This window comes from Pseudonocardia alni, from assembly GCF_002813375.1.
GTDB classification, from domain to species: domain Bacteria; phylum Actinomycetota; class Actinomycetes; order Mycobacteriales; family Pseudonocardiaceae; genus Pseudonocardia; species Pseudonocardia alni.
On record NZ_PHUJ01000003.1, the window covers coordinates 1,367,184 to 1,386,132 of the forward strand.

20 protein-coding genes are annotated in these 18,949 nt (G+C 73.3%); 9 read left to right on the forward strand and 11 right to left on the reverse strand.

Translation table 11 applies throughout. From position 1 onward, the window contains the following. Position 1: 1 nt before the first annotated feature. The 3 genes from ATL51_RS07180 to ATL51_RS07190 all read left to right on the forward strand — a co-directional run bounded on the left by ATL51_RS07180 (position 2) and on the right by ATL51_RS07190 (position 2,095). Complete coding sequence (locus ATL51_RS07180; RefSeq protein WP_100880543.1) at positions 2 to 358, forward strand: hypothetical protein; 357 nt, start codon at positions 2 to 4, stop codon at positions 356 to 358. Positions 359 to 384: 26 nt separating this feature from the next. Then, entirely contained in the window at positions 385 to 1,740 is a 1,356-nt protein-coding gene (locus ATL51_RS07185; protein WP_301548927.1) for an MFS transporter, read from the forward strand. A 94-nt stretch (positions 1,741 to 1,834) separates the two neighbouring features. Continuing rightward, on the forward strand, positions 1,835 to 2,095 hold the full coding sequence (locus ATL51_RS07190) for a hypothetical protein (RefSeq protein ID WP_073574215.1): 261 nt from the start codon (positions 1,835 to 1,837) through the stop codon (positions 2,093 to 2,095). A 5-nt stretch (positions 2,096 to 2,100) separates the two neighbouring features. On the opposite strand, the gene ATL51_RS07195 is transcribed toward ATL51_RS07190, so the two are convergent. The 3 genes from ATL51_RS07195 to ATL51_RS07205 are packed head-to-tail and all read right to left on the reverse strand — an operon-like array spanning position 2,101 to position 3,842. After that, on the reverse strand, positions 2,101 to 2,469 hold the full coding sequence (locus ATL51_RS07195; RefSeq protein WP_100878091.1) for a hypothetical protein: 369 nt from the start codon (positions 2,467 to 2,469) through the stop codon (positions 2,101 to 2,103). Positions 2,470 to 2,521: 52 nt separating this feature from the next. Next, the gene (locus ATL51_RS07200; RefSeq protein ID WP_100878092.1) at positions 2,522 to 3,358 is read right to left on the reverse strand and encodes an Fpg/Nei family DNA glycosylase; all 837 of its coding nucleotides are present in this window, start codon (positions 3,356 to 3,358) and stop codon (positions 2,522 to 2,524) included. Between the two features lie 28 nt (positions 3,359 to 3,386). Further along, positions 3,387 to 3,842, reverse strand: a complete 456-nt coding sequence (locus ATL51_RS07205; RefSeq protein ID WP_100878093.1) for a DoxX family protein — start codon at positions 3,840 to 3,842, stop codon at positions 3,387 to 3,389. Between the two features lie 148 nt (positions 3,843 to 3,990). Here ATL51_RS07205 and ATL51_RS07210 point away from each other — a divergent pair, with 148 nt between their 5' ends. The 3 genes from ATL51_RS07210 to ATL51_RS07220 all read left to right on the forward strand — a co-directional run bounded on the left by ATL51_RS07210 (position 3,991) and on the right by ATL51_RS07220 (position 6,610). Next, positions 3,991 to 5,217: a threonine synthase gene (locus ATL51_RS07210; RefSeq protein WP_100878094.1), complete on the forward strand. Its 1,227-nt coding sequence runs from the start codon at positions 3,991 to 3,993 to the stop codon at positions 5,215 to 5,217. A gap of 40 nt (positions 5,218 to 5,257) precedes the next feature. Beyond that, a complete protein-coding gene (locus ATL51_RS07215; RefSeq protein WP_062396040.1) occupies positions 5,258 to 5,740 on the forward strand; it encodes a hypothetical protein in 483 nt (160 codons plus the stop codon). 84 nt (positions 5,741 to 5,824) lie between these two features. Beyond that, complete coding sequence (locus ATL51_RS07220; RefSeq protein WP_100878095.1) at positions 5,825 to 6,610, forward strand: TauD/TfdA dioxygenase family protein; 786 nt, start codon at positions 5,825 to 5,827, stop codon at positions 6,608 to 6,610. A 103-nt stretch (positions 6,611 to 6,713) separates the two neighbouring features. Here the strand turns inward: ATL51_RS07220 and ATL51_RS07225 are convergent, their stop codons facing one another. From ATL51_RS07225 to ATL51_RS07255, 7 genes are all read right to left on the reverse strand, one after another. Next, the gene (locus ATL51_RS07225) at positions 6,714 to 7,754 is read right to left on the reverse strand and encodes a D-alanine--D-alanine ligase family protein (RefSeq protein WP_100878096.1); all 1,041 of its coding nucleotides are present in this window, start codon (positions 7,752 to 7,754) and stop codon (positions 6,714 to 6,716) included. Between the two features lie 3 nt (positions 7,755 to 7,757). Further along, on the reverse strand, positions 7,758 to 9,215 hold the full coding sequence (locus ATL51_RS07230; protein WP_301548928.1) for an ATP-grasp domain-containing protein: 1,458 nt from the start codon (positions 9,213 to 9,215) through the stop codon (positions 7,758 to 7,760). Beyond that, positions 9,212 to 9,988, reverse strand: a complete 777-nt coding sequence (locus ATL51_RS07235; RefSeq protein WP_073574223.1) for an O-methyltransferase — start codon at positions 9,986 to 9,988, stop codon at positions 9,212 to 9,214. Before ATL51_RS07235 ends, ATL51_RS07230 begins: the two co-directional genes overlap by 4 nt. Next, a complete protein-coding gene (locus ATL51_RS07240) occupies positions 9,985 to 11,214 on the reverse strand; it encodes a sedoheptulose 7-phosphate cyclase (protein WP_100878097.1) in 1,230 nt (409 codons plus the stop codon). Before ATL51_RS07240 ends, ATL51_RS07235 begins: the two co-directional genes overlap by 4 nt. Positions 11,215 to 11,346: 132 nt before the next feature. Then, a complete protein-coding gene (locus ATL51_RS07245; protein WP_100878098.1) occupies positions 11,347 to 12,012 on the reverse strand; it encodes an HAD family hydrolase in 666 nt (221 codons plus the stop codon). A gap of 222 nt (positions 12,013 to 12,234) precedes the next feature. Then, entirely contained in the window at positions 12,235 to 13,167 is a 933-nt protein-coding gene (locus ATL51_RS07250) for a TauD/TfdA dioxygenase family protein (RefSeq protein WP_208622937.1), read from the reverse strand. A 67-nt stretch (positions 13,168 to 13,234) separates the two neighbouring features. After that, positions 13,235 to 13,873 carry a hypothetical protein gene (locus ATL51_RS07255; RefSeq protein WP_100878099.1) on the reverse strand — a complete coding sequence of 213 codons (639 nt, stop codon included), beginning with the start codon at positions 13,871 to 13,873 and terminating at the stop codon, positions 13,235 to 13,237. Between the two features lie 93 nt (positions 13,874 to 13,966). On the opposite strand from ATL51_RS07255, the gene ATL51_RS07260 reads away from it, so the two are divergent. The 3 genes from ATL51_RS07260 (at position 13,967) to ATL51_RS07270 (ending at position 17,537) form a co-directional block, all read left to right on the forward strand. Then, entirely contained in the window at positions 13,967 to 15,133 is a 1,167-nt protein-coding gene (locus ATL51_RS07260; protein ID WP_100878100.1) for a hypothetical protein, read from the forward strand. Between the two features lie 152 nt (positions 15,134 to 15,285). Further along, on the forward strand, positions 15,286 to 17,268 hold the full coding sequence (locus ATL51_RS07265; RefSeq protein ID WP_100878101.1) for a M13 family metallopeptidase: 1,983 nt from the start codon (positions 15,286 to 15,288) through the stop codon (positions 17,266 to 17,268). Positions 17,269 to 17,318: 50 nt separating this feature from the next. After that, positions 17,319 to 17,537 carry a hypervirulence associated TUDOR domain-containing protein gene (locus tag ATL51_RS07270; RefSeq protein ID WP_062396049.1) on the forward strand — a complete coding sequence of 73 codons (219 nt, stop codon included), beginning with the start codon at positions 17,319 to 17,321 and terminating at the stop codon, positions 17,535 to 17,537. Here ATL51_RS07270 and ATL51_RS07275 read toward each other — a convergent pair. Beyond that, on the reverse strand, positions 17,506 to 18,885 hold the full coding sequence (locus ATL51_RS07275) for an amino acid permease (RefSeq protein WP_100878102.1): 1,380 nt from the start codon (positions 18,883 to 18,885) through the stop codon (positions 17,506 to 17,508). The genes ATL51_RS07270 and ATL51_RS07275 overlap by 32 nt on opposite strands. Positions 18,886 to 18,949 lie beyond the last annotated feature (64 nt).

Below are 18,949 nucleotides of genomic sequence, written 5' to 3' on the forward strand. Positions count from 1 at the left end.
CGTGACGACCTGGACCAGCGTCGAGTGCGCCGCCCACTGGGGCGTGCAGGTGGGCACCTGGAACTCCTACGTCTCCCGCGGCCAGGCGCCGGCCCCGCTGCCCGACCCCGGCCCGGGCGGCCGCAAGGTCTGGGACGCCGACGCCGTCCGCGCGTTCTCCCGGCCCGGGGTGGGCCGCCGCCGGGGATCCGCCGAGTCCGCGGCCGTGCTGGAGGAGCTGCGGGCGGCGGCGGACGCGCCGCGCGAACGTCGCCGCGCGCTGCTGCGCGCCGGGCGCGAGGCCGGCTGCGAGGTCAGCGCGATGGCGGCGGCGCTCGGTGTCTCCCGGCACACCGCCTACGCCTGGTTGAAGGACTGACCTTCCGGCGGAGAGACTGCGCGGGCGTGCGCACCGCAACGGAGGGGGAAGGCGTGCTGGTCTCGACGGCCGTACGGACGGCGACGAAGCGGCTCATCCCGCTGCTCGCCCTGGCCTATCTGCTGAACTACATCGACCGGGTCAACGTCGGGTTCGCGTCGCTGACGATGAACGCCGACCTGGGCCTGTCCGCGGCCGCCTACGGCCTGGGCGCCGGGCTGTTCTTCATCGGGTACTTCTTCTTCGAGGTCCCGTCCAACGTGATCCTGCACCGGGTCGGCGCCCGGATCTGGATCGCCCGGATCATGGTGACCTGGGGCATCGTCGCGTCGTCGACGGCGTTCATCCAGGGCGAGATCGGCTTCTACGTAGTGCGGGTGCTGCTCGGCATCGCCGAGGCCGGCTTCTTCCCCGGCATCATCCTGTACCTGACCTACTGGTTCCCGAGGGTCGAGCGGGCACGGATCGTCGCGCTGTTCTTCCTGGCTGTGCCGCTGTCCTCGGTGGTCGGTGGGCCGCTGTCGACGTGGCTGATCTCGGTCGGCGACGGCGCCCTGGGCTTCGACGCCGGCTGGCGCTTCATGTTCTTCGTCGAGGGCATCCCGGCGGTACTGCTGGGGATCGCGGTGCTGTGGCTGCTGCCGGACCGCCCGACCCGGGCCCGGTGGCTGCCCGCCGACCAGGCGGTCGCGCTGGAGGAGCGGATCGCCGCCGAAGACGCGGCGGCGGCCGGGCAGGACCGCGGCGTCGCCGCCGCCCTGCGCGACGGCCGGGTGGTGGCCCTCTCGGTGGTCTACTTCGGGATCGTGTTCGGGCTCTACGTGCTGGCGTTCTTCCTGCCCCAGATCGTCGCCGGGTTCGAGCAGCAGTTCGGCGCCGACTACTCGCTGGTCGAGGTCGGTCTGATCACCGCGGTGCCGTACGCGATCGCGTCGGTGACGATGGTGCTGTGGGCCCGGCACTCCGACCGCAGCGGCGAGCGGGGGCTGCACGTGGCCGTCCCGGCCCTCGTCGGGGCGGTCGCGATCGCGGGCGCGCTGTACATGGACTCACCGCTGCTGGTCATGGCGTGCGTGACCGTCTGCGCGATCGGGGTCTTCGCCGCCATCCCGCCGTTCTGGGCGCTGCCGAACGCGTTCCTCACCGGTGCCGGGGCGGCCGCCGGGATCGGGTTGATCAACTCCTTCGGCAACCTGTCCGGGTTCGCCGGGCCGTTCGTCGCGGGGTGGCTGAAGGACCTGACCGGCGACTCCCGCGCCGGGATGTGGGTGGTCGCGGTGATGATGCTGATGTCCGCCGCGATCGTGCTCGGCTTCCGCCGGACGGCGCTACGGGTTCCGGCGGCCGATGCAGCCGACCGGGCCGGCGATCATCAACAGTGATGAACCGGTCAAGGATTCCGGAAACGGCGACGTAATCTCGGTGGCCGGGGCGGCGACAGGGGGTCGCGCGCTCCATTCATCGGGGGCGACGAGAATGACGCAATTCCTGCTGTCTGCGGCCGAGGAACAGGACGGGGCGAGTGGGACGACCATTCTGGTGATCCTCGGCGCGGTGGCCCTCGTCCTCTATATCGGGTCGCTCTACCTGCATCCCCTCACCCGGTGCGGGCGCTGCAAGGGCAGCCCGCGACACTACGGCGCACTCGCCACGAAGTCCTGGCGGAACTGCGGTGCGTGCAACGGCTCCGGCCGCGAGACCCGGCTCGGGGCACGCATTCTGGGAATCGAACCCTGAATGGTTCAGTATCCGATCGCGCTCGCGTAGTGGACCGCGCCGAAGGCGACGGCGGAACCGGTCACGGCGAGGGTGACCACCGCGAAGGGCCAGGCAGGGCGCCGTTCGACGATGCGCAGGACGGTCATGGCGAGCCCGGCGACACCGGCGGCGGCCGCGACCACCAGCGACCCGCCGACCGAGACGAGCACCGCCGAGGAGCTGCACGTCCGCGGCGGGCAGTAGTCGAGGAACGCGACGAGGAAGACGGCGCCGAACACGCCCAGTGCGACGAGCATCCCGGTCGCGGCCAGCGCGGCTCCGGACAGCGCGGCGTCCCAGCGGATGATCGGCCGACGCCCCGCTTCCGGACGAGCGGGACCGGTCGACAGCATGACGTCAACGGTACCGCTACCGCCCGGTACAGGACAGATCGGACATCCATCGTCACCGTTCGGTGAGCGGCCGGGCGCTGCCTCCGGCCTGGCAACCGGGGCACCAGAACAGGTTCCGCGTGCGGACCTCGGCGTGCGCGATCAGGGCGCCGCAGACCAGGCAGGGCTGTCCGGTACGGCGGTAGGCGTAGACGACGCTGGCGCAGACCGCGCCGCGGTCGGGGGGCGCCAGCAGGGCCGGGTCGTGCTCGGGGCGCAGCGTCTCGATCCGGCCGCGCCGCTCGCCGTCGCGGAGCATCTCGGTCAGGTCGTCCCAGAGCAGGGCGAAGGACCGGTCGTCGAGGTCACGGGCCGGGGTCATCGGATCCAGTCCGGTGCGGAACAGCGTCTCGGCGCGGAAGACGTTGCCGATGCCCGCGATCACCGACTGGTCCATGAGCAGGGCGGCCAGCGGGACACGGGAGCGGGCGAACCGCTCCCGGACACGCGCCGGGTCCGCGTCGTCGCGCAACGGGTCCTCGCCGAGGCGGGCCCGCAGCTCCTTCACGCCCACGTCGTCCAGCAGCTCGCAGGCGGCCGGGCCGCGCAGGTCGGCGTAGTGCGTCTCGCCGACCATCCGCATCCTGACCTGGCCGCGGGGCGGCTCCTGGGGGAGCGTCCGGTTCGGGAACCGGCCCCACAGTCCGAGGTGGACGTGCACGGTGGTGTCCGGCCCGTAGTGCTGGAACAGGTGCTTGCCGTGGGCCTGCACGTCGACCAGCACCCGCCCGTCGACGATCTCGGCGCCGGTGGTGAACCGGCGCTGCGGACTGGAGACGGCCACCGGCCGTCCGGCGTAGCGGCGGCGCTGCAGCCGCGCGAGCCGGTGCACGGTGTGTCCCTCGGGCATGCGGAGGGATCCCCCGTGCGGGCGGGTACTACTCCCCCGCGGACACACCCACCGCGTGCCGGGCGGGCGTGCGACCGCGTCCGGCGACGAGCGCGTCGACGGAGAACCGGCCCGGTCCGGTCGCGGCCAGCGCGAGTCCACCGGCGGCGATCACGCCGACCAGCTCCCAGCCGCCCGAGTCGACGAACGGGTTCAGGCCCACGTGCGCGAAGAGGTAGGCCCCCGCCATCGCGACGACGACGACCAGCCCCGCCACGGTCGTCGCGGCACCGGCGATCAGCAGCAGACCGCCCCCGAGCTCGGCCGCGATGACGAACAGCGCGGAGACCGTGGGCAGCGGGATGCCCATGCCGGCGAAGCTCGACGCGACCCCGCCGACACCACCCGAGAGCTTCTGCAGGCCGTGGGCGACGAGGACGACGCCGACGAGCAGCCGGACGAGCAGGAGTGCGGTGTCGGAGAGCGGCGCGGGGAGCGGTCGCATGGGTTCCTCTCAGTTGTTGAACTTTCACGCTTGCGTTCCCGAGGCTAACAGGATCGTCGCAACGGCGTAGTCGTGGCGACCTGCTCCTGCCCGCGCCGCCGTCACCCCTCCGGTTGCGCCGCGGCACGGCGGGAGATCAGCTGGACCCGTGCCCGAGTTCTCGACGCTGTCCCATCTGGAGTGCTCCCGTACCGGCGAGGTCCTCGACGCCGACACGGTGCAGGGCACCTCGGCCTCCGGCGCCCCGCTGCTCGCCCGCTACGACCTCGACCGGGCCGGCACGCTGGTGACCCCGGCCGACATCGCCGCCCGCCCGCCGGACCTGTGGCGCTACCACGAGGTGCTGCCCGTGCGGGACCCCGCGCACGTGGTGACGATGGGCGAGGGCATGACCCCGCTGCTCCCGCTCCCCCGAGCCGGTGCCCGCCTCGGGCTGCCCGGCCTGCGGATGAAGGACGAGGGACTGGTCCCGACCGGGGCGTTCAAGGCGCGGGGCGCCGCCGTCGGGGTGTCCCGGGCCGCCGAGCTCGGGGTCCGGGCGGTCGCGATGCCCACCAACGGCAACGCCGGTGCCGCCTGGGCCTGTTACGCCGCGCGCGCCGGGCTCGGTGCGCTGATCGCGATGCCGGTCGACGCCCCGGAGATCACCCGGCGCGAGGTCGTCGTCTCCGGCGGGGAGCTGTACCTGGTCGACGGCCTGATCGGCGACGCCGGGAAGCTCGTGGCCGACGCCGTCGCCCGCCGCAACTCCGTCGGGGCGGGGTACCAGGACACCTCGACGCTGCGCGAGCCCTACCGCATCGAGGGCAAGAAGACGATGGGCTACGAGATCGTCGAGCAGCTCGGCTGGCGCTGCCCGGACGTCATCCTCTACCCCACCGGCGGCGGCGTCGGGATCATCGCGATCCACAAGGCCCTGGCGGAGATGCGGGAACTCGGCTGGATCTCCGGCCCGCTGCCCCGGCTGGTCGCGGTGCAGGCCACCGGCTGCGCGCCGATCGTCGACGCGTTCGAGGCCGGGCTGCGCGAGTCGACGGCCCCGGACGATCCGCACACGGTCGCGTTCGGGATCACCGTGCCCAAGGCGCTGGGCGACTTCCTCGTCCTCGACGCCGTGTACGACACCGGCGGGACCGCCGTCGCCGTCTCCGACGACGAGCTGCTCGCCGCCGAGCACGCCCTCGCCCGCGACGAGGGCACCTGGATCTGCCCGGAGGGCGCGGCCTGCGTGGCCGCGGCGGGCCGGCTGCGGGAGTCGGGGTGGCTCGACGGGTCGGAGACGGTCGTCGTGCTGAACACCGGCAGCGGCCTGATCTACCCCGACACCGTGACCGCCGACGCGCCGGTGCTGGCGACGGACGGGCGCATCCCGTGACCCACGGCGACCTCGTCGTGATCACCGGTAGCCTGCGCACGTGTCACTCCTGCGACCCGGATCCGAGCCGTCACCCGCACCGCTCTCGCGGTACTGGCGGACCTACGTGGCCGAGTGCACCGAGCAGGTGCAGCGCTTCCACCGGATCACCACGGTGATCTCGGCGATGCAGGTGCGGACGTGGCTCACCGAGATCGGCAAGCGGCTGGACTCCGAGCTGGAGGCGGTGCAGCGCCTGGCCGCCGTCGGCGACTCGATCGAGCCGGCACGGTTCCGGCTCACCGAGCCGCCGGCGAAGCGGATCGCCGCCCGGTTGAACAAGGCCAAGGCGTCGCTGAAGCAGTCGGTCGACCAGGCCGCGGAGATCGCCGAGCAGGCGGTGCTGGACCCGACCCACGACGACGTCCGGGTACACCTCAAGGTCCTCAACGAGCAGGTCGGGCGGCTCGCGATCGCCGCCCCGATGGAGGACGAGCCCGCCGACCGCCCGCGTCGCCGCCGGTGGGGCCGCACGGCGTCCTGACCCCGGCGTCCGGCCCGTGTCCGCCCCCGGGGCAGGCCCCGCGTCCGGCGCGCGGGTGACCGCGGGCGCCCGCACACTCGGGTGATGGACATCGAGGCCCTGCACCCGGTCGGCGCCCGCGTCACCGGGACGTCCCTGCCCGACCTCGACCCGGACGCGCTCGGGGCGCTGCTCGCCGAGCACGGCGTCCTCGTCCTGCCCGGTCAGGACGACGTCGGCGACGACGGCTTCCTCGCCTTCCTCCGCGGTCTCGGCCCGCTGGCGTTCACCACCGGTGAGACGCCGCTGGAGACCCACCCGGACCTCAACGTGATCTCCAACGTCGGCCGCGACACCCCGCCGCGCAGCTCGTTCCACGTCGACACCAGCTACGTCGCGGCCCCGCCCGCCTACACCGCGCTGCGGGCGGTGACCGTCCCCGCCCGGGGCGGCGCGACGCAGTTCTCCAACCAGTACCGCGCCTACGAGACGCTCCCGGAGCCGCTGCGGACCCGGCTCGACGGCCGCAGCATCCGCCACGTCGTCACCGGGCTGTCCCCCGACGACGCCGGTACCGAGACCGAGGCCTGGCACCCGGTGTTCCGCCCGCACCCGCGCACCGGCCGGACCGCGCTCTACCTGTCGACCGCGGCCCGCTGCGCCGAGGTCGGCGGGATGGACACCGAGGAGTCCGCGGCGACCGTGCGGGAGCTGATCGAGCACTCGACGCGGCCGGACAACGTGCTGGACCACCGGTGGGCACCGGGCGACGTCGTGATCTGGGACAACGCCTGCGTGCTGCACCGCGCCGACCACTCCGGCGTCGTCGGGGACCGGGTCATGCACCGCGGCATGGTGCGCGAGCACCTCCGGCCCCGCGCCGCCCGCTGAGCTCCCGCCGCGCACCCCGGACGCGGTCGCCGCACCCGCCGCGGAGGGTGCGCGGGCCACCTCCGGGGTGCGACGGCGCGACCCACCGGCGGCGGGAGCCGGATCAGCGGTCGGAGCCGGGCGGGGCGGTGGTGCGGGCGGCGGCGCGGGTGACGGCGTCGGCGAACAGGTCGTCGACGCCGATCCCCGCGGCCTCGGCCATCGTGACGACCACCGAGGTGCGGGCGAACGAGCAGTACAGCCCGGCCTCCAGGAACCAGGGCCGGCCGTCGGGGTCGATGCGGAAGTCGAACAGCCCGTAGTCGCGGCAGCCCAGGGCGCGGAACGCCGCGCGGGCGGCGTCCTGCACCGGCCGGGTGACCGGGTCGCCTGCGTCGACGATCCAGGACCGGGCGTCCTTCGCGACCAGGCGCAGGTCGCCGTCGCCGGTGCGGGCGAGCTTGTCGTCGGCCAGGCGGACCGGCTTGTCGACCGCGTCCATCCGGTACTCCTCCAGCGGCAGGCCGACCAGGCCGCCGTCGCGCTCCACCACCGCGCACCGGACCTCGCGGCCCAGCGGCACGAACTCCTCGACCAGGGCGCGGTCGCCGTGGACCAGGGCGGCCTTCACCGCCACCTCGAACCCGTCCGGGTCGTGGACGAGGGTGACGCCGACCGAGTTGTCGGTGTCCGCCGGCTTGACGACGGCGGGCGGCCGGACCGTCGGCGCCTGCCCGGCGCGCACCGTCTCCCCCGCCGGGACGGCGACCCCGCCCTCCGCGACGACCGCGCGGGCCAGGGCCTTGTCCGCGCCCAGCGCCATGACCTCCGGGGTGTTGCCGACATAGCCGATCCCGAGGAGCTCGAACAGCGCCCGGTGGTGGGTCATCCCGGGCCGGCAGAACATCTGCGGCACCATCACGTCCACCTCCGCCCGGGCGATCTCGGCGACCGCCTCGGGGAGGGTCCGCAGTGGCGCGGCGGCGATCTGCTCCGGGTCGAGCCCGGCCGGGAACCGCCAGCCCTGCGGCGTCACGTACGCGACGACGAACTCGTAGCGCGCCGGGTCGGCGGTCGCGGCGAGGCAGTCCGCGGCGTAGAGCCGGGACAGGTCGCAGAAGAACTCGTCGACGCCCGAGCCGACGAGGTGCAGGACACGCAGCACGGTTCAGTCCCCCGCCGGTTCGACGAGCTTGCCGATGTTCACGTCGACGGTCACCCACGGCCGTCCGCGCAGCAGGTTGCCCAGCAGCAGCGAGGCGATCTGCAGGTGCGGGACCAGCAGGAACGGCAACGGGTCGTGCACGTCGAGCAGCGCCTCCCGTCCGTCGCGCACGATCCGCAGCCGTTCCCGCCACGACCCGGGGTCGCCGAGGAGCCGGCCCAGCTCGTGGTGCAGCCAGTAGGTCGGCCGGGTCGCCGGTGCCGGCACGAGTGTGCCGGCACCGGCGTCGAGGTAGGCCGCGGCGACGCCCTGCTGGTCGTGGAACAGGGTGATCGCGGAGTGGGTGCGCGGGTTGCACTCGATGGCCAGGACCCGGCCGCCGGGTGCCTCGATGAAGTCGAACGACAGCTGCCCGGTCACCCCCAGCTCGCCGCAGAACCGCCGCACCCAGTCCTCGATCGCCGGGTGGTCGACGTGGTCGTAGTTGAGGAGGAAGCTCGACGACGGACAGCAGCAGTACAGGCGGACCTCGCCGTCGCGGACGGTGGCGTGGGTGCAGTACTCGGTGCCCTCGACGAACTCCTGCAGGATCCAGGGGTTGTCCGGTGAGATCGGCAGGGTCGCCACGAACGCCGCGGTCTCGGCGCGGGTCGGGCGCGGCAGCCGGGTCAGGTCGCGGCGGCGCACCGGGTCGTAGCGCAGCGACTTGAGGATCCAGGTGCGCCCCGGGGTGGCGGCGAAGTCGTGGTCGACGACCTGCGCCGGGTCGGTGATGCGCCGCGCCGCGGGCACCGGCAGGCCGAACCCGGCGGCGGTCGCGGTGAACCGGTGCTTGTCGTCGAGCATCGCGACGACGTCGGCGTCGGGGTGCACGACCGCGCAGAACGGTTCGAGCAGCCGCTTGGCGTCGGCGTCGTACCAGCTCGCGACGGGGCTGCACACCGGCACGTACACGTCGGCCCCCTCCCGGCGGGCGATGTCGGCGAGCGCGTGGGCGTAGCCCGGCGCGTCCGGGGCGGGGACGACGTGGAACGCGTCGACCGCCCGGGAGAACCGGTGCCCGGTGAAGCGGTAGCGGGCCTGCTCGACGAGCACGACCCGGTGGCCGGCACGGTGGAAGGCCCGTGCCAGCTCCAGCGCCTTGGTCATCTTCCCGCCGCTGAGCAGCACGGTCAGCGGCCGGTGCGGCCGGGCCCGCTCACGTCGGCGCAGGAGCCCGGCCAGCGCGGCGACGCCGGTGATCGCCAGGTCGGCGGGCAGGGCGGCGGTGAGCAGGGCGAGGGTGCCCGCGGTACGGACCCGGGTCGCCGCCGTGCCCTCGCGCGGGGCGCCGTCGCGGCCGGTGCCCAGCGCACGCCCGGCGAGCCCGGCGGCGGCGAGCGCGACGACGCCCGAGGCGAGCCGCGCCGGGGCCGGGCCCGACGAACGGGCCCGGCCCCTCAGGGCGGTGGTGCGGCTCATGCGGACCGTCGGATCAGGGTCAGCCCGTCGCGCAGCGGCACCAGCACCTGTTCCACGCGGGGGTCGTCGGTGATCCGGCGGTTGAACGCGGCGATGGCGTCGCCGTTCGCCGTCCGGTCCCCGGTCCAGGGCAGGCCCTGCATCAGCGTGTTGTCGACGCAGACCACCCCGCCCGGGGCGAGCAGACCGCCGTCGAGGACGGTGTCGAGGTACCCGGCGTAACCGGCCTTGTCGGCGTCGACGAACACCAGGTCGAACGCGGTGCCCCGCAGCCGTTCCAGGGCGTCGGCGGCCGGGCCGACCTCGACCCGGATCCGGCGTCCCGCCGGGGACGCGGCGAAGCAGTCCCGCGCGAACGCCGCCACGTCGGCGTCGAGCTCGCAGGCGACCAGCTCGCCGTCCTCGGGCAGGGCCTCGGCCATCGCGAGCGCCGAGTAGCCGGTGAACATGCCGACCTCGAGGACCCGCCGGGCGCCGGTCATCCCGACGAGGAACGCCAGGAACCGGCCCTCGACGTGACCGGACAGCATCTCCTGCTCCAGGGTCCCGGTCCACGCCGCGGACCGGGTGCGCGCCTCCAGCTCGACCAGTGCCGACGACGCCGGCGAGGTGTGCTCGTCGAGGTAGGGGTCCAGGCCCGCGGCCAGGTCCCGGGCCCGGACGAGGTCGGCGTCGGCGCCCGGCCCGGCGCGGGTGACGAGGTCGTCGAGCAGCTCGGCGAGGATCGTCGTCGGTGTGACCGGGCGGGCGGGCCGGGTCGGTGCGCCGGTCACTTCAGCGACCACATGTCCACCCCGCCCGCCGCCGTCGGCAGGTCGGCGACGACCTCCTTGTGCGCGGCCAGGGCCGCGGTCAGCTCCGCGGGGGTGGCGTCGTTGACGAAGTGGCAGGTGCCGATCGGCTTCGGCACCGCCGCGCGCAGCAGCCCGGCCCGGGTCTGGGTGATCGACTCGGTGGCCTCGGTCAGCAGCTCCGGGGTGAGGTACGGGCTGTCGACGGTGAGCCCGAGCCCGCTGAACAGCCGGTGGACGCGGTCCCGCTCACCGGTCGAGATGTAGCCGCGCCGCTCGGCGAGGGTCGCGGAGAACGCCATGTCGACACTGATCGCGTGCCCGTGCAGCATCGGCGTCTCCGGCGCCAGCTCCAGGGTGGGGCTCCAGGTGTGGCCGAAGGCGATGACCCGGTCGAGGTCGAGCTCGTGCAGGTTGCGGTGCTCCAGCTCGAGCATGGTGCGGACGGCGTCGTGGGTGGCGCGGTGGGAGATCTCGCGCAGCTCCGGCGTGCCGTCCCGGTGCCCGAACCCGGTGGCCAGCAGGTCCTCGCCGTACTTCTCCAACAGGTCGAAGAGGTCGGCGTTCGCCACCGTCGCGATCTTGATCATCTCGGCGACGCCGTTGCGGACCTGCGCCTCGGGCAGCGTCGCCAGGAACGAGAAGTCCAGCAGCACGTCGTGCGAGGCGTGGAACGCGCCGAGCCGGTTCTTGTGCTTGCCGTGGTTGACCGCGACCTTCATCGCGACGCTGGCGTCGATCAGGCCGATCAGCGTGGTGGGGATGCGGATGTAGGGGGTGCCCCGCTTGTAGGACGCGCAGGCGAACCCGGCGACGTCGGTGGTCAGCCCACCCCCGACGACGAGCGGCGGCTCGGTGCGGTTCAGCCCGAACTCGGCGAACGCGTCGACGATCCTCTCCAGCGTCCGCAGGCTCTTCGCGGTCTCGGCGATCGTCAGCGGGACGGTGGTCAGCGCGATGCCGTGATGGTCGAAGTAGGCGCGGATGCGGTCGCCGTAGAGCTCGTGCACCGTCTCGTCGACGACCATCAGGCAGCGGCCCCGGTCCCGGTACAGGTCCGCGACATGCGTGTTCTCCGGCGCGAAGGCGCCGTCGACGTAGGAGAGGGTGAACTCGATCCGCTCCCAGCTCTCGACCCGGAACGCGGTGTCGGTCGTGGTCAGCGTCGGGCTCGGCGGCAGGGTCTGCGCTGCCTGGGGATTGCTCATGTCCTCTGGTCTCCGATCAGGTCGATCCGGGGCGGGGCATGGGACTCGTGGGCACGCCCGTGCCGGGCCCGGTCGGAGCGACCGGGCCCGTCGGGCCGTGCGGAGGGTGGAGCGGGGTGGCGCCGCCGGGCGTCAGCGGGTGACGCCGGCCAGCAGCGCACCGTCGTCGAGCGACTCGACGCGCTCGGTGGCCTGGGAGAAGTCGTGACCCGCGGTGTTGGCGTTCGGGAAGGCGACGACGCGCACACCCGCACCGTTCGCCGAGGCGACGCCACCGACGTTGTCCTCGATGGCGACGACGCTGTCGGCGGTCTCGCCGAGCGCGGCGATCGCGTGCGTGTACGCCGCGGGGTCGGGCTTGGGCGCGGACACGACCGCGCGGTCGATGAGCAGCGCGAAGTCCGTGCGCGTCACGTCCGGTCCGAGCGCGTCGAGGACGGCGTCGACGTTGTCGCGGGAGGTCGTCGTGACCAGCCCGACGGTGACCCCGCGGCCGTGCGCGGCCTTGATGGTCTCGCGGACGCCGGGGCGCGGGGTCCCGCCGGACTCCCGCAGCTTCTCCCGGAAGACCTCGGACTTGGTGGCGTGCACGGCGTCGGCGTCGACGGTCTCACCGGTGGACGCGGCGTGCTCGGCGATGCGCTGGGCGCCGCCGTTGGACTCCAGCATGGCGAGGTAGTCGTCGCGGTCCCAGTGCCAGTCGAGGCCGTGCCGGGAGAAGGCCTCGTTGAACGCCTCGCGCTGCAGCTCGGAGGTGTCGACGAGGGTGGAGATGGAGCCGAACAGGATCGCGGGCACGGGGGTGCTCCTTCGCGGTCGGAGCATGCCGGCGCACGCCCCGCCGCGGGTGGTGGCGGCGGGGCGGGATGCGCGTACGGACGCTCGTGGGAGGCGCCGATCCTGCTGCGTGTGGACACGCCGGGACCGACCGGTTCGCGGTGGCGGCCGCTCTGGTGGACCGCCTCCTCCCAGTATCGAGGGGCCCCCGTGTTCGGCAACTCGAACTCGGGTGACCGGCCCTCAGAAGGGTCGGTCACCCGCGATCGCGACACGCTCGGCGACCCGCGTGTGCGGGTGGTAGTCGCCGACGGCGTAGTGCTGGGTGGCCCGGTTGTCCCAGAACGCGAGGGTGCCCTCGGACCAGCGGTAACGGACCTGGAACTCGGGCACGTGGGCCTGCGCGAACAGGTGCCGCAGCAGCGCGTCGGACTCCTCGCGGGGCAGCCCGACGATCGCCGTGGTGAACGACGCGTTCACGTACAGCGTGCGCCGCCCGGTCTCCGGGTGGGTCCGGACGACGGGGTGGGTCACCGGCGGGAAGAGGTCCTGCACCGCGGCCAGCCGCTCCGGGTCCAGGAAGCGCGCGAACCCGGGCACCATGTCGTGCACGGCGGACGCGTCGTCGATGCGGGCCGTCACCTCGTCGGTGAGGTTGTCGTAGGCGACGGCCATGTCGGCCCACATCGTGTCCCCGCCGAACGGCGGCGTCTGCACCATCCGCAGCATGGCGCCCATCGCCGGTGCGGTGCGGAACGTGGTGTCGGCGTGCCAGATGTTCTCGTAGGTGCGCTTCCCGGTGCCGAAGCGGACGACGTCGGCGGAGTCACCGGTGTCGAGCATCGGGTTGGTCTCCAGGTCGCCCCAGAGCAGGGCGAGCTCGCGTTGCCGCTCGCTGGTCAGGTGCTGGCCGGGGAAGAACAGCACCTTCCATTCCAGCAGTGCCCGGTGCAGCTCGGCGCGCAGCTGCTCGTCGACCTGCTCCCGCAGGTCGATCCCGGTGATCTCGGCGCCCAGGGTGCGCCCGAGCGGGGTGACGGTGAACGCCTCGTACCGCGCGCCGCTCCGGTCCGGCCCGTCGCCCGGCAGACGGGCGAGCAGGCGCTCGCCCTCCAGCAGATCGATGGCGGGAGTGGTGCGGGGCCGGGTGACCGGCGCGTCGAAGTTGATCGTCACACCGCGATGGTGCGCGCCGGCTCCGGTGGCCGACAAGCCGGGGTCCACCCGGCGGAGTCCTGTCCGGTCAACTCCGGCGTGCGCCGCCCCGGACCCACTCGAGCGCGGCGTGCCCGGCCGGGGTGAGGGCGACGGTCAGCTCCCGTACCACGGTGTCGGACAGCGGGAACCGCGCCCCTTCCCGGGTGGACGCCCACACCGACGCGGCCAGATCCGCCGGGCCGGCCATCTTCACCAGCAGCGGCACCACCCGCCGGTACTCCGAACGCACCAGCGCGTCGAGCGCGGTCGCGGCGACCGACACGTCGAAGTCCAGGTCCCCCGGGTCGGTGGAGTCGGCGAGGTCCAGGCTGCGCCGCTCCGCGATGATCCCGAGCAGGACCGGGTGCAGGCGCGGGTGGTCGCCCAGCACGCGGTCGGGGTCGACGTCCCACTCCCCCGGCACGCCCAGGTCGAGGGCGCGGGCGCAGAACTCGCGGTGGAACATGTTCAGCGCGAGCAGCCGCAGGACCAGCTCGCCGCGCTCGTACTCGGTGCCGGCGGCGGCCAGGCCGGCGCGGGTGAGGATCGACCAGGCCCAGGCCGCCCACTCCGGCTCGGAGCCGTCGTAGCAGAGGTCGAAGACGCTCGTCGCGAGCTCGTGGAGGTCCCCGAGGACGTCGGCGGCGTCGGGGGGTTCGTACAGGTCGTCCCACATGTCGGTCATCACCGCCGGTTCTACACGCGTGCCGCGCGCTCCGGTCCGCGCGACCACCCGGAGGGACGCGTTGCCCCGGACGGCTGCGACCGTTTACCGGATATGAGCAGCGCCGGATCGTCCCAGCCGACCGCCGTCGTCCTCCCACTGGGGGACTCGACCGCGAGCGACCCGTGGGAGCTCCTGGCCCGCGGAGAGGGTGCGATCCTGCGGTCCGAGCCCAGCCCGGGGACGGGCACGGACTGGCGCAAGCCCCTACGCGCGACGAGCGCGCTGGCCGACGGCGTGGCTAAGGCGGTCGCCGGCACGGGACAGGCCGTTACCGCCACCGGTCAGCGCTTCATCCTGCAGATGCCCAGCGGCAGCACCGACTCGCTGATGGAGGCCGTCAGCGGCGGGTACCGCGCCATGACGACCAACGGCGCCGGGCGCATCACCGGTCAGGTCCGGCTCCTACCGATGAACCCGGCGGCGCTGGCGAAGTCGATGAGCCCGGTCGGCGTCGGGCTGCTCGCACTCACCGTCGCTGCGGAGATGCTGGGCGGCGACGAGCAGACCCGCACCCTCGGCGAGGTCAAGAAGGGCGTCGACCGGCTGGCCGTGCGGCTGGAGCTCGACGACGAGGCCGAGCTCAGGACGGCCGAGCAGACGATCGAGACCGCGCACGCCGCGCTGCTCGACGGTGCGTCCATTCCCGAGAGCGTCGGGCTCGGCGCCGCGATGCGCGACCTCCAGGTCATCCGCAACCGCTCCGTGGCGCTCCTCGACGGGTGGGAGCAGGTCGCCCGGGAGTGCGCGGCAACGACGTCCGGCTCGGCGCTGCGGGAGAAGCTGGGCAACGTCGGCTCACTCGGCTGGGATTCGTTCGGGCTGGCCGTCCACACCGCCTACCGGGCGATCGCTCTGGACAGCCGCCGGACCGTCCTCACCGCGACCGAGGCCCAGCTGCGCAACCCCGGCGCGCCGCTCGCGGCATTTCGAGCCACTGTCGACGCCGATCTGGCGGCACGCGCCGAGGAGGTCCGCCGGATGCGGATGCTGTTCACCCGCCTGGCCTCGACTCCGCTGACGGCGAGCACCTTCTCCGGCCGGTTCCTGCCCGCATTCGCCAGCGACGAGGCCGCCGAGAACGGTCGGAGTCAGGCTCTGTTCGCCCATCTGTCCGCGGCGTTGGCACCACAGGTCGCGCTACCAACCTCCGTGGAGGCCGACACCATCACGATGGACTCGCGCCCCGACGGGACCATGCGTCTGATCCGTCCTGTCTGACGCAGCCCGAGGAATCGGCCGGAATCACGATTGCCGGATCGCCCTCCGGGTATCACCGCCGCAGCACTCCCACTTCCGCGGCGGACCGGGCGGCGCGGGCGTGTCGGCGTCGGCTGCTCGAAACCGTCGGTTCCGACAGGCAGGATGGCCCCATGACGACCACCGAGTCCGCCCCGACCTCGCGACCGTCCGGTCTCGACCTCAGCTGGGTCGACCCGGACGTCCGCCCCCAGGACGACCTGTTCGCCCACGTGAACGGCCGGTGGCTGGCGACCCACGAGATCCCGGACGACCGCTCGCAGGACGGCGCGTTCCGCGTCCTGCGCGACCGGGCCGAGGACCAGGTCCACGAGATCGTCGAGGAGTGCGCGTCCTCGGCGGAGCCCGGCACCGAGGCCCGCAAGGTCGGCGACCTGTACCGCTCCTTCATGGACGTCGAGCGGGCCGAGGAGCTCGGGACCGCGCCACTGCGCCCGCTGCTCGACGAGATCTACGCCGCGACCGACCGGGCCGCGCTCGCGACCGTGCTCGGCCGGCGCCAGCGCGAGGGCCGCGCCGCGCTGTTCGGCGAGTTCATCGCGACCGACCTCAAGGACTCCTCCCGCTACCTGGTGAACCTCAACCAGGCCGGGCTGGGACTGCCCGACGAGTCGTACTACGGCGATGAGGGCGACCCGGAGATCCGCACGAAGTACGTCGAGCACCTCCAGCGTCTCGCCGAGCTGGTCGGGCTGGCCGAGCCGGAGCGCGTCGCCGAGCAGGTCATGGACCTGGAGACCGCGCTCGCCGACGCGTCGTGGGACCGGGTCCTCAACCGGGACGCCGAGAAGACCTACACCCTGATGACCCGCGACGAGCTCCGCGCCGCCGCCCCGGGCTTCGACTGGGCCGAGTGGGAGTCCGCGCTGGGGGTGCCCGCGCACGCCTACGACGAGGTCATCGTCCGCCAGCCGAGCTTCGTCACCGCGGCCGGTGAGCTGTGGGCCGGGCGCCCGCTGGAGCAGTGGCAGGCGTGGCTGGCGCTGACCGTCGCCGGGTCGTGCGCGGAGTTCCTGTCCGCCGACCTGGTCGAGGCCGACTTCGACTTCTTCGGCCGCACCCTGTCCGGCACCCCGGAGCTGCGCGAGCGGTGGAAGCGCGGGGTGTCACTGGTGGAGGGCGCGCTCGGCGAGGCAGTCGCGAAGATCTACGTCGAGCGGCACTTCCCGCCGCACGCCAAGGAGCGCATCACCGAGCTGGTCGACAACATCGTCGAGGCCTACCGCCGGTCGATCTCCACCCTGGACTGGATGAGCCCGGCGACCCGGGAGCGGGCGCAGGACAAGCTCGGCAAGTTCACCCCGAAGGTCGGCTACCCGGAGAAGTGGAAGGACTACTCCGATCTGCAGATCGACCCGGCCGACCTGCTCGGCAACGCGGGCCGGGCCGCGGAGTGGCGCCACGACTTCGAGTACGCCAAGCTCGGCGGCCCCGTCGACCACGACGAGTGGCTGATGACCCCGCAGACGGTCAACGCCTACTACCACCCGCGGCTCAACGAGATCGTGTTCCCGGCCGCGATCCTGCAGCCGCCGTTCTTCGACCCCGACGCCGACGACGCCGCCAACTACGGCGGCATCGGCGCGGTCATCGGTCACGAGATCGGGCACGGCTTCGACGACCAGGGTTCCCGCTACGACGGCGACGGCAACCTCACCGACTGGTGGGAGGCCGCCGACCGGACCGAGTTCGAGTCCCGCGCGAAGATGCTGATCGACCAGTACGACGGCCTGTCCCCGGCCGGCCTGCCCGACCACAAGGTCAACGGCTCACTGACGGTCGGCGAGAACATCGGCGACCTGGGCGGCCTGACGATCTCACTGAAGGCCTACGGCATCGCGCACGAGGGCTCCGAGCCGCCGGTGATCGACGGCCTGACCGGCGAGCAGCGGGTGCTGTTCGGCTGGGCGCAGGTGTGGCGGGCGGTGACCCGCGACGCCGAGGCGATCCGGCGGCTCACCACCGACCCGCACTCGCCGCCGGACCTGCGGTGCAACGCGGTCGTCACGAACCTCGACACGTTCCACGAGGCGTTCGGGGTGACCGAGGACGACGGGCTCTACACCGACCCGGACCGGCGCGTCCGGATCTGGTGAGGCGTTCGCCCGCGCCGGGTTGACCGGCCGGCGCGGGGGTATCCGGTCCCATGACGCAGAAGTTCGCCAAGGGCACGTGGGTCGCGTGGAACTGGGGCAACGGCACCCCGACCGGCAAGGTCGTGGACCACTCCACCGACCGCATCGAGAAGACCATCGACGGGTCGAAGCAGTCCCGCAACGGGACCGAGGACAACCCGGCCTACGTGCTCGAGCAGGAGGACGGCCAGACCGTCCTCAAGCTCCACTCGGAGCTGAAGAAGGCGTGACCCGCCGGCGGCGGCGCCGCACCACCAGGTAGACCACGACGAGCAGGGCCAGGAAGGGCACACCCGCCTGTGCCGCCGTCGCGAACTGGGTGGTGAACGGCGTCGTCGCCAGCACCGCGGCGACGAACAGCATCGCCGCGACGGTCGTGTACGGGGCGCCCCACAGCCGTACCGGGGACTCCTGCCCCGCGCCGGACCGGCGGAACGCCAGGTGCGCGGCGAAGATCAGCAGCCAGGTCACCAGCGCCCCGAACAGGGCCAGCCCGACGAGCAGCGGGAAGGCGGTGGCCTCGGCGAACACCGAGACCAGCGAGGCGAGCGCCAGCCCGACGGCGGACAGCGCGAGCGCCCGCTGCGGGGCGCCGTGCCGGTTGACCCGGGCGAGCGAACGGGGCGCGTAGCCGTCGCGGGCCAGCGAGTAGGTCATGCGCGCGGTCACGTAGAGGTTCGTGTTCATCGCCGACAGCGCCGCGGTCAGCACCACGACGTTCATCACCACGGCCGCCGCGGGCACCCCGGCCAGGGCGAACAGGCGGACGAACGGCGACTCGGTGACGTCGTCGCCTGTCGTCACGGTGTTCCACGGCAGCAGGGTCACCACCACCAGCATCGCCCCGACGTAGAAGACCGCGAGGCGCACGACGGTGCGCCGGGCCGCACGCGGGATGTCGCGGACCGGGTCCGAGGACTCGGCCGCGGTGACGGCGACGGCTTCGGTGCCGAGGAACGAGAACGTCACCACGGTCAGGGCGAGCCAGATCGCGCCGAGGCCGTTCGGGGCGAACCCGCCGTGCGCGGTGAGCGCGCCGAGGCCCACGGGCTGCTGCCCGGGCAGCCCGAACACGATCGCGACGAGGCCGACGGCGATGAACGCCACGATCGTCACGACCTTGATCATCGCGAACCAGTACTCGGTCTCGCCGAAGAAGCGGACCGCGCCCGCGTTGACCGCGAGCATCACCACCGAGAACCCGACGACCGGGATCCACAGCGGCAGGTCGGGATACCAGAACGTCAGGTAGAGCCCGGCCGCGACGACCTCGCTGCCGATGTTCACGACCTGCGCCGCCCAGTACATCCAGCGCTGCACGAACCCGGCACCGTGCCCGAGGTAGCGCTGGGTGATGGGCCCGAATCCCCCGGCCTCGGGGTGGCGCACCACCATCTCGGCCAACGCGTAGGCCAGGACCAGCGCGACGACGGCGGCGACGACGTAGGCGACGATCACCGCCGGCCCGGCGATGGAGATGGCGAGCCCGGAGCCGAGGAACAGCCCGGTGCCGATCGCGCCGCCCACGGCGATCATGCCGATCTGGCGTCCGTCGAGTTCACGGCGCAGGCCGTCCATGGTGCTCCCCGTGCGGTACCGCTCCCCCGGCCCGGGTCACGGGCGGGGCGCGCCGGCGCCGGTC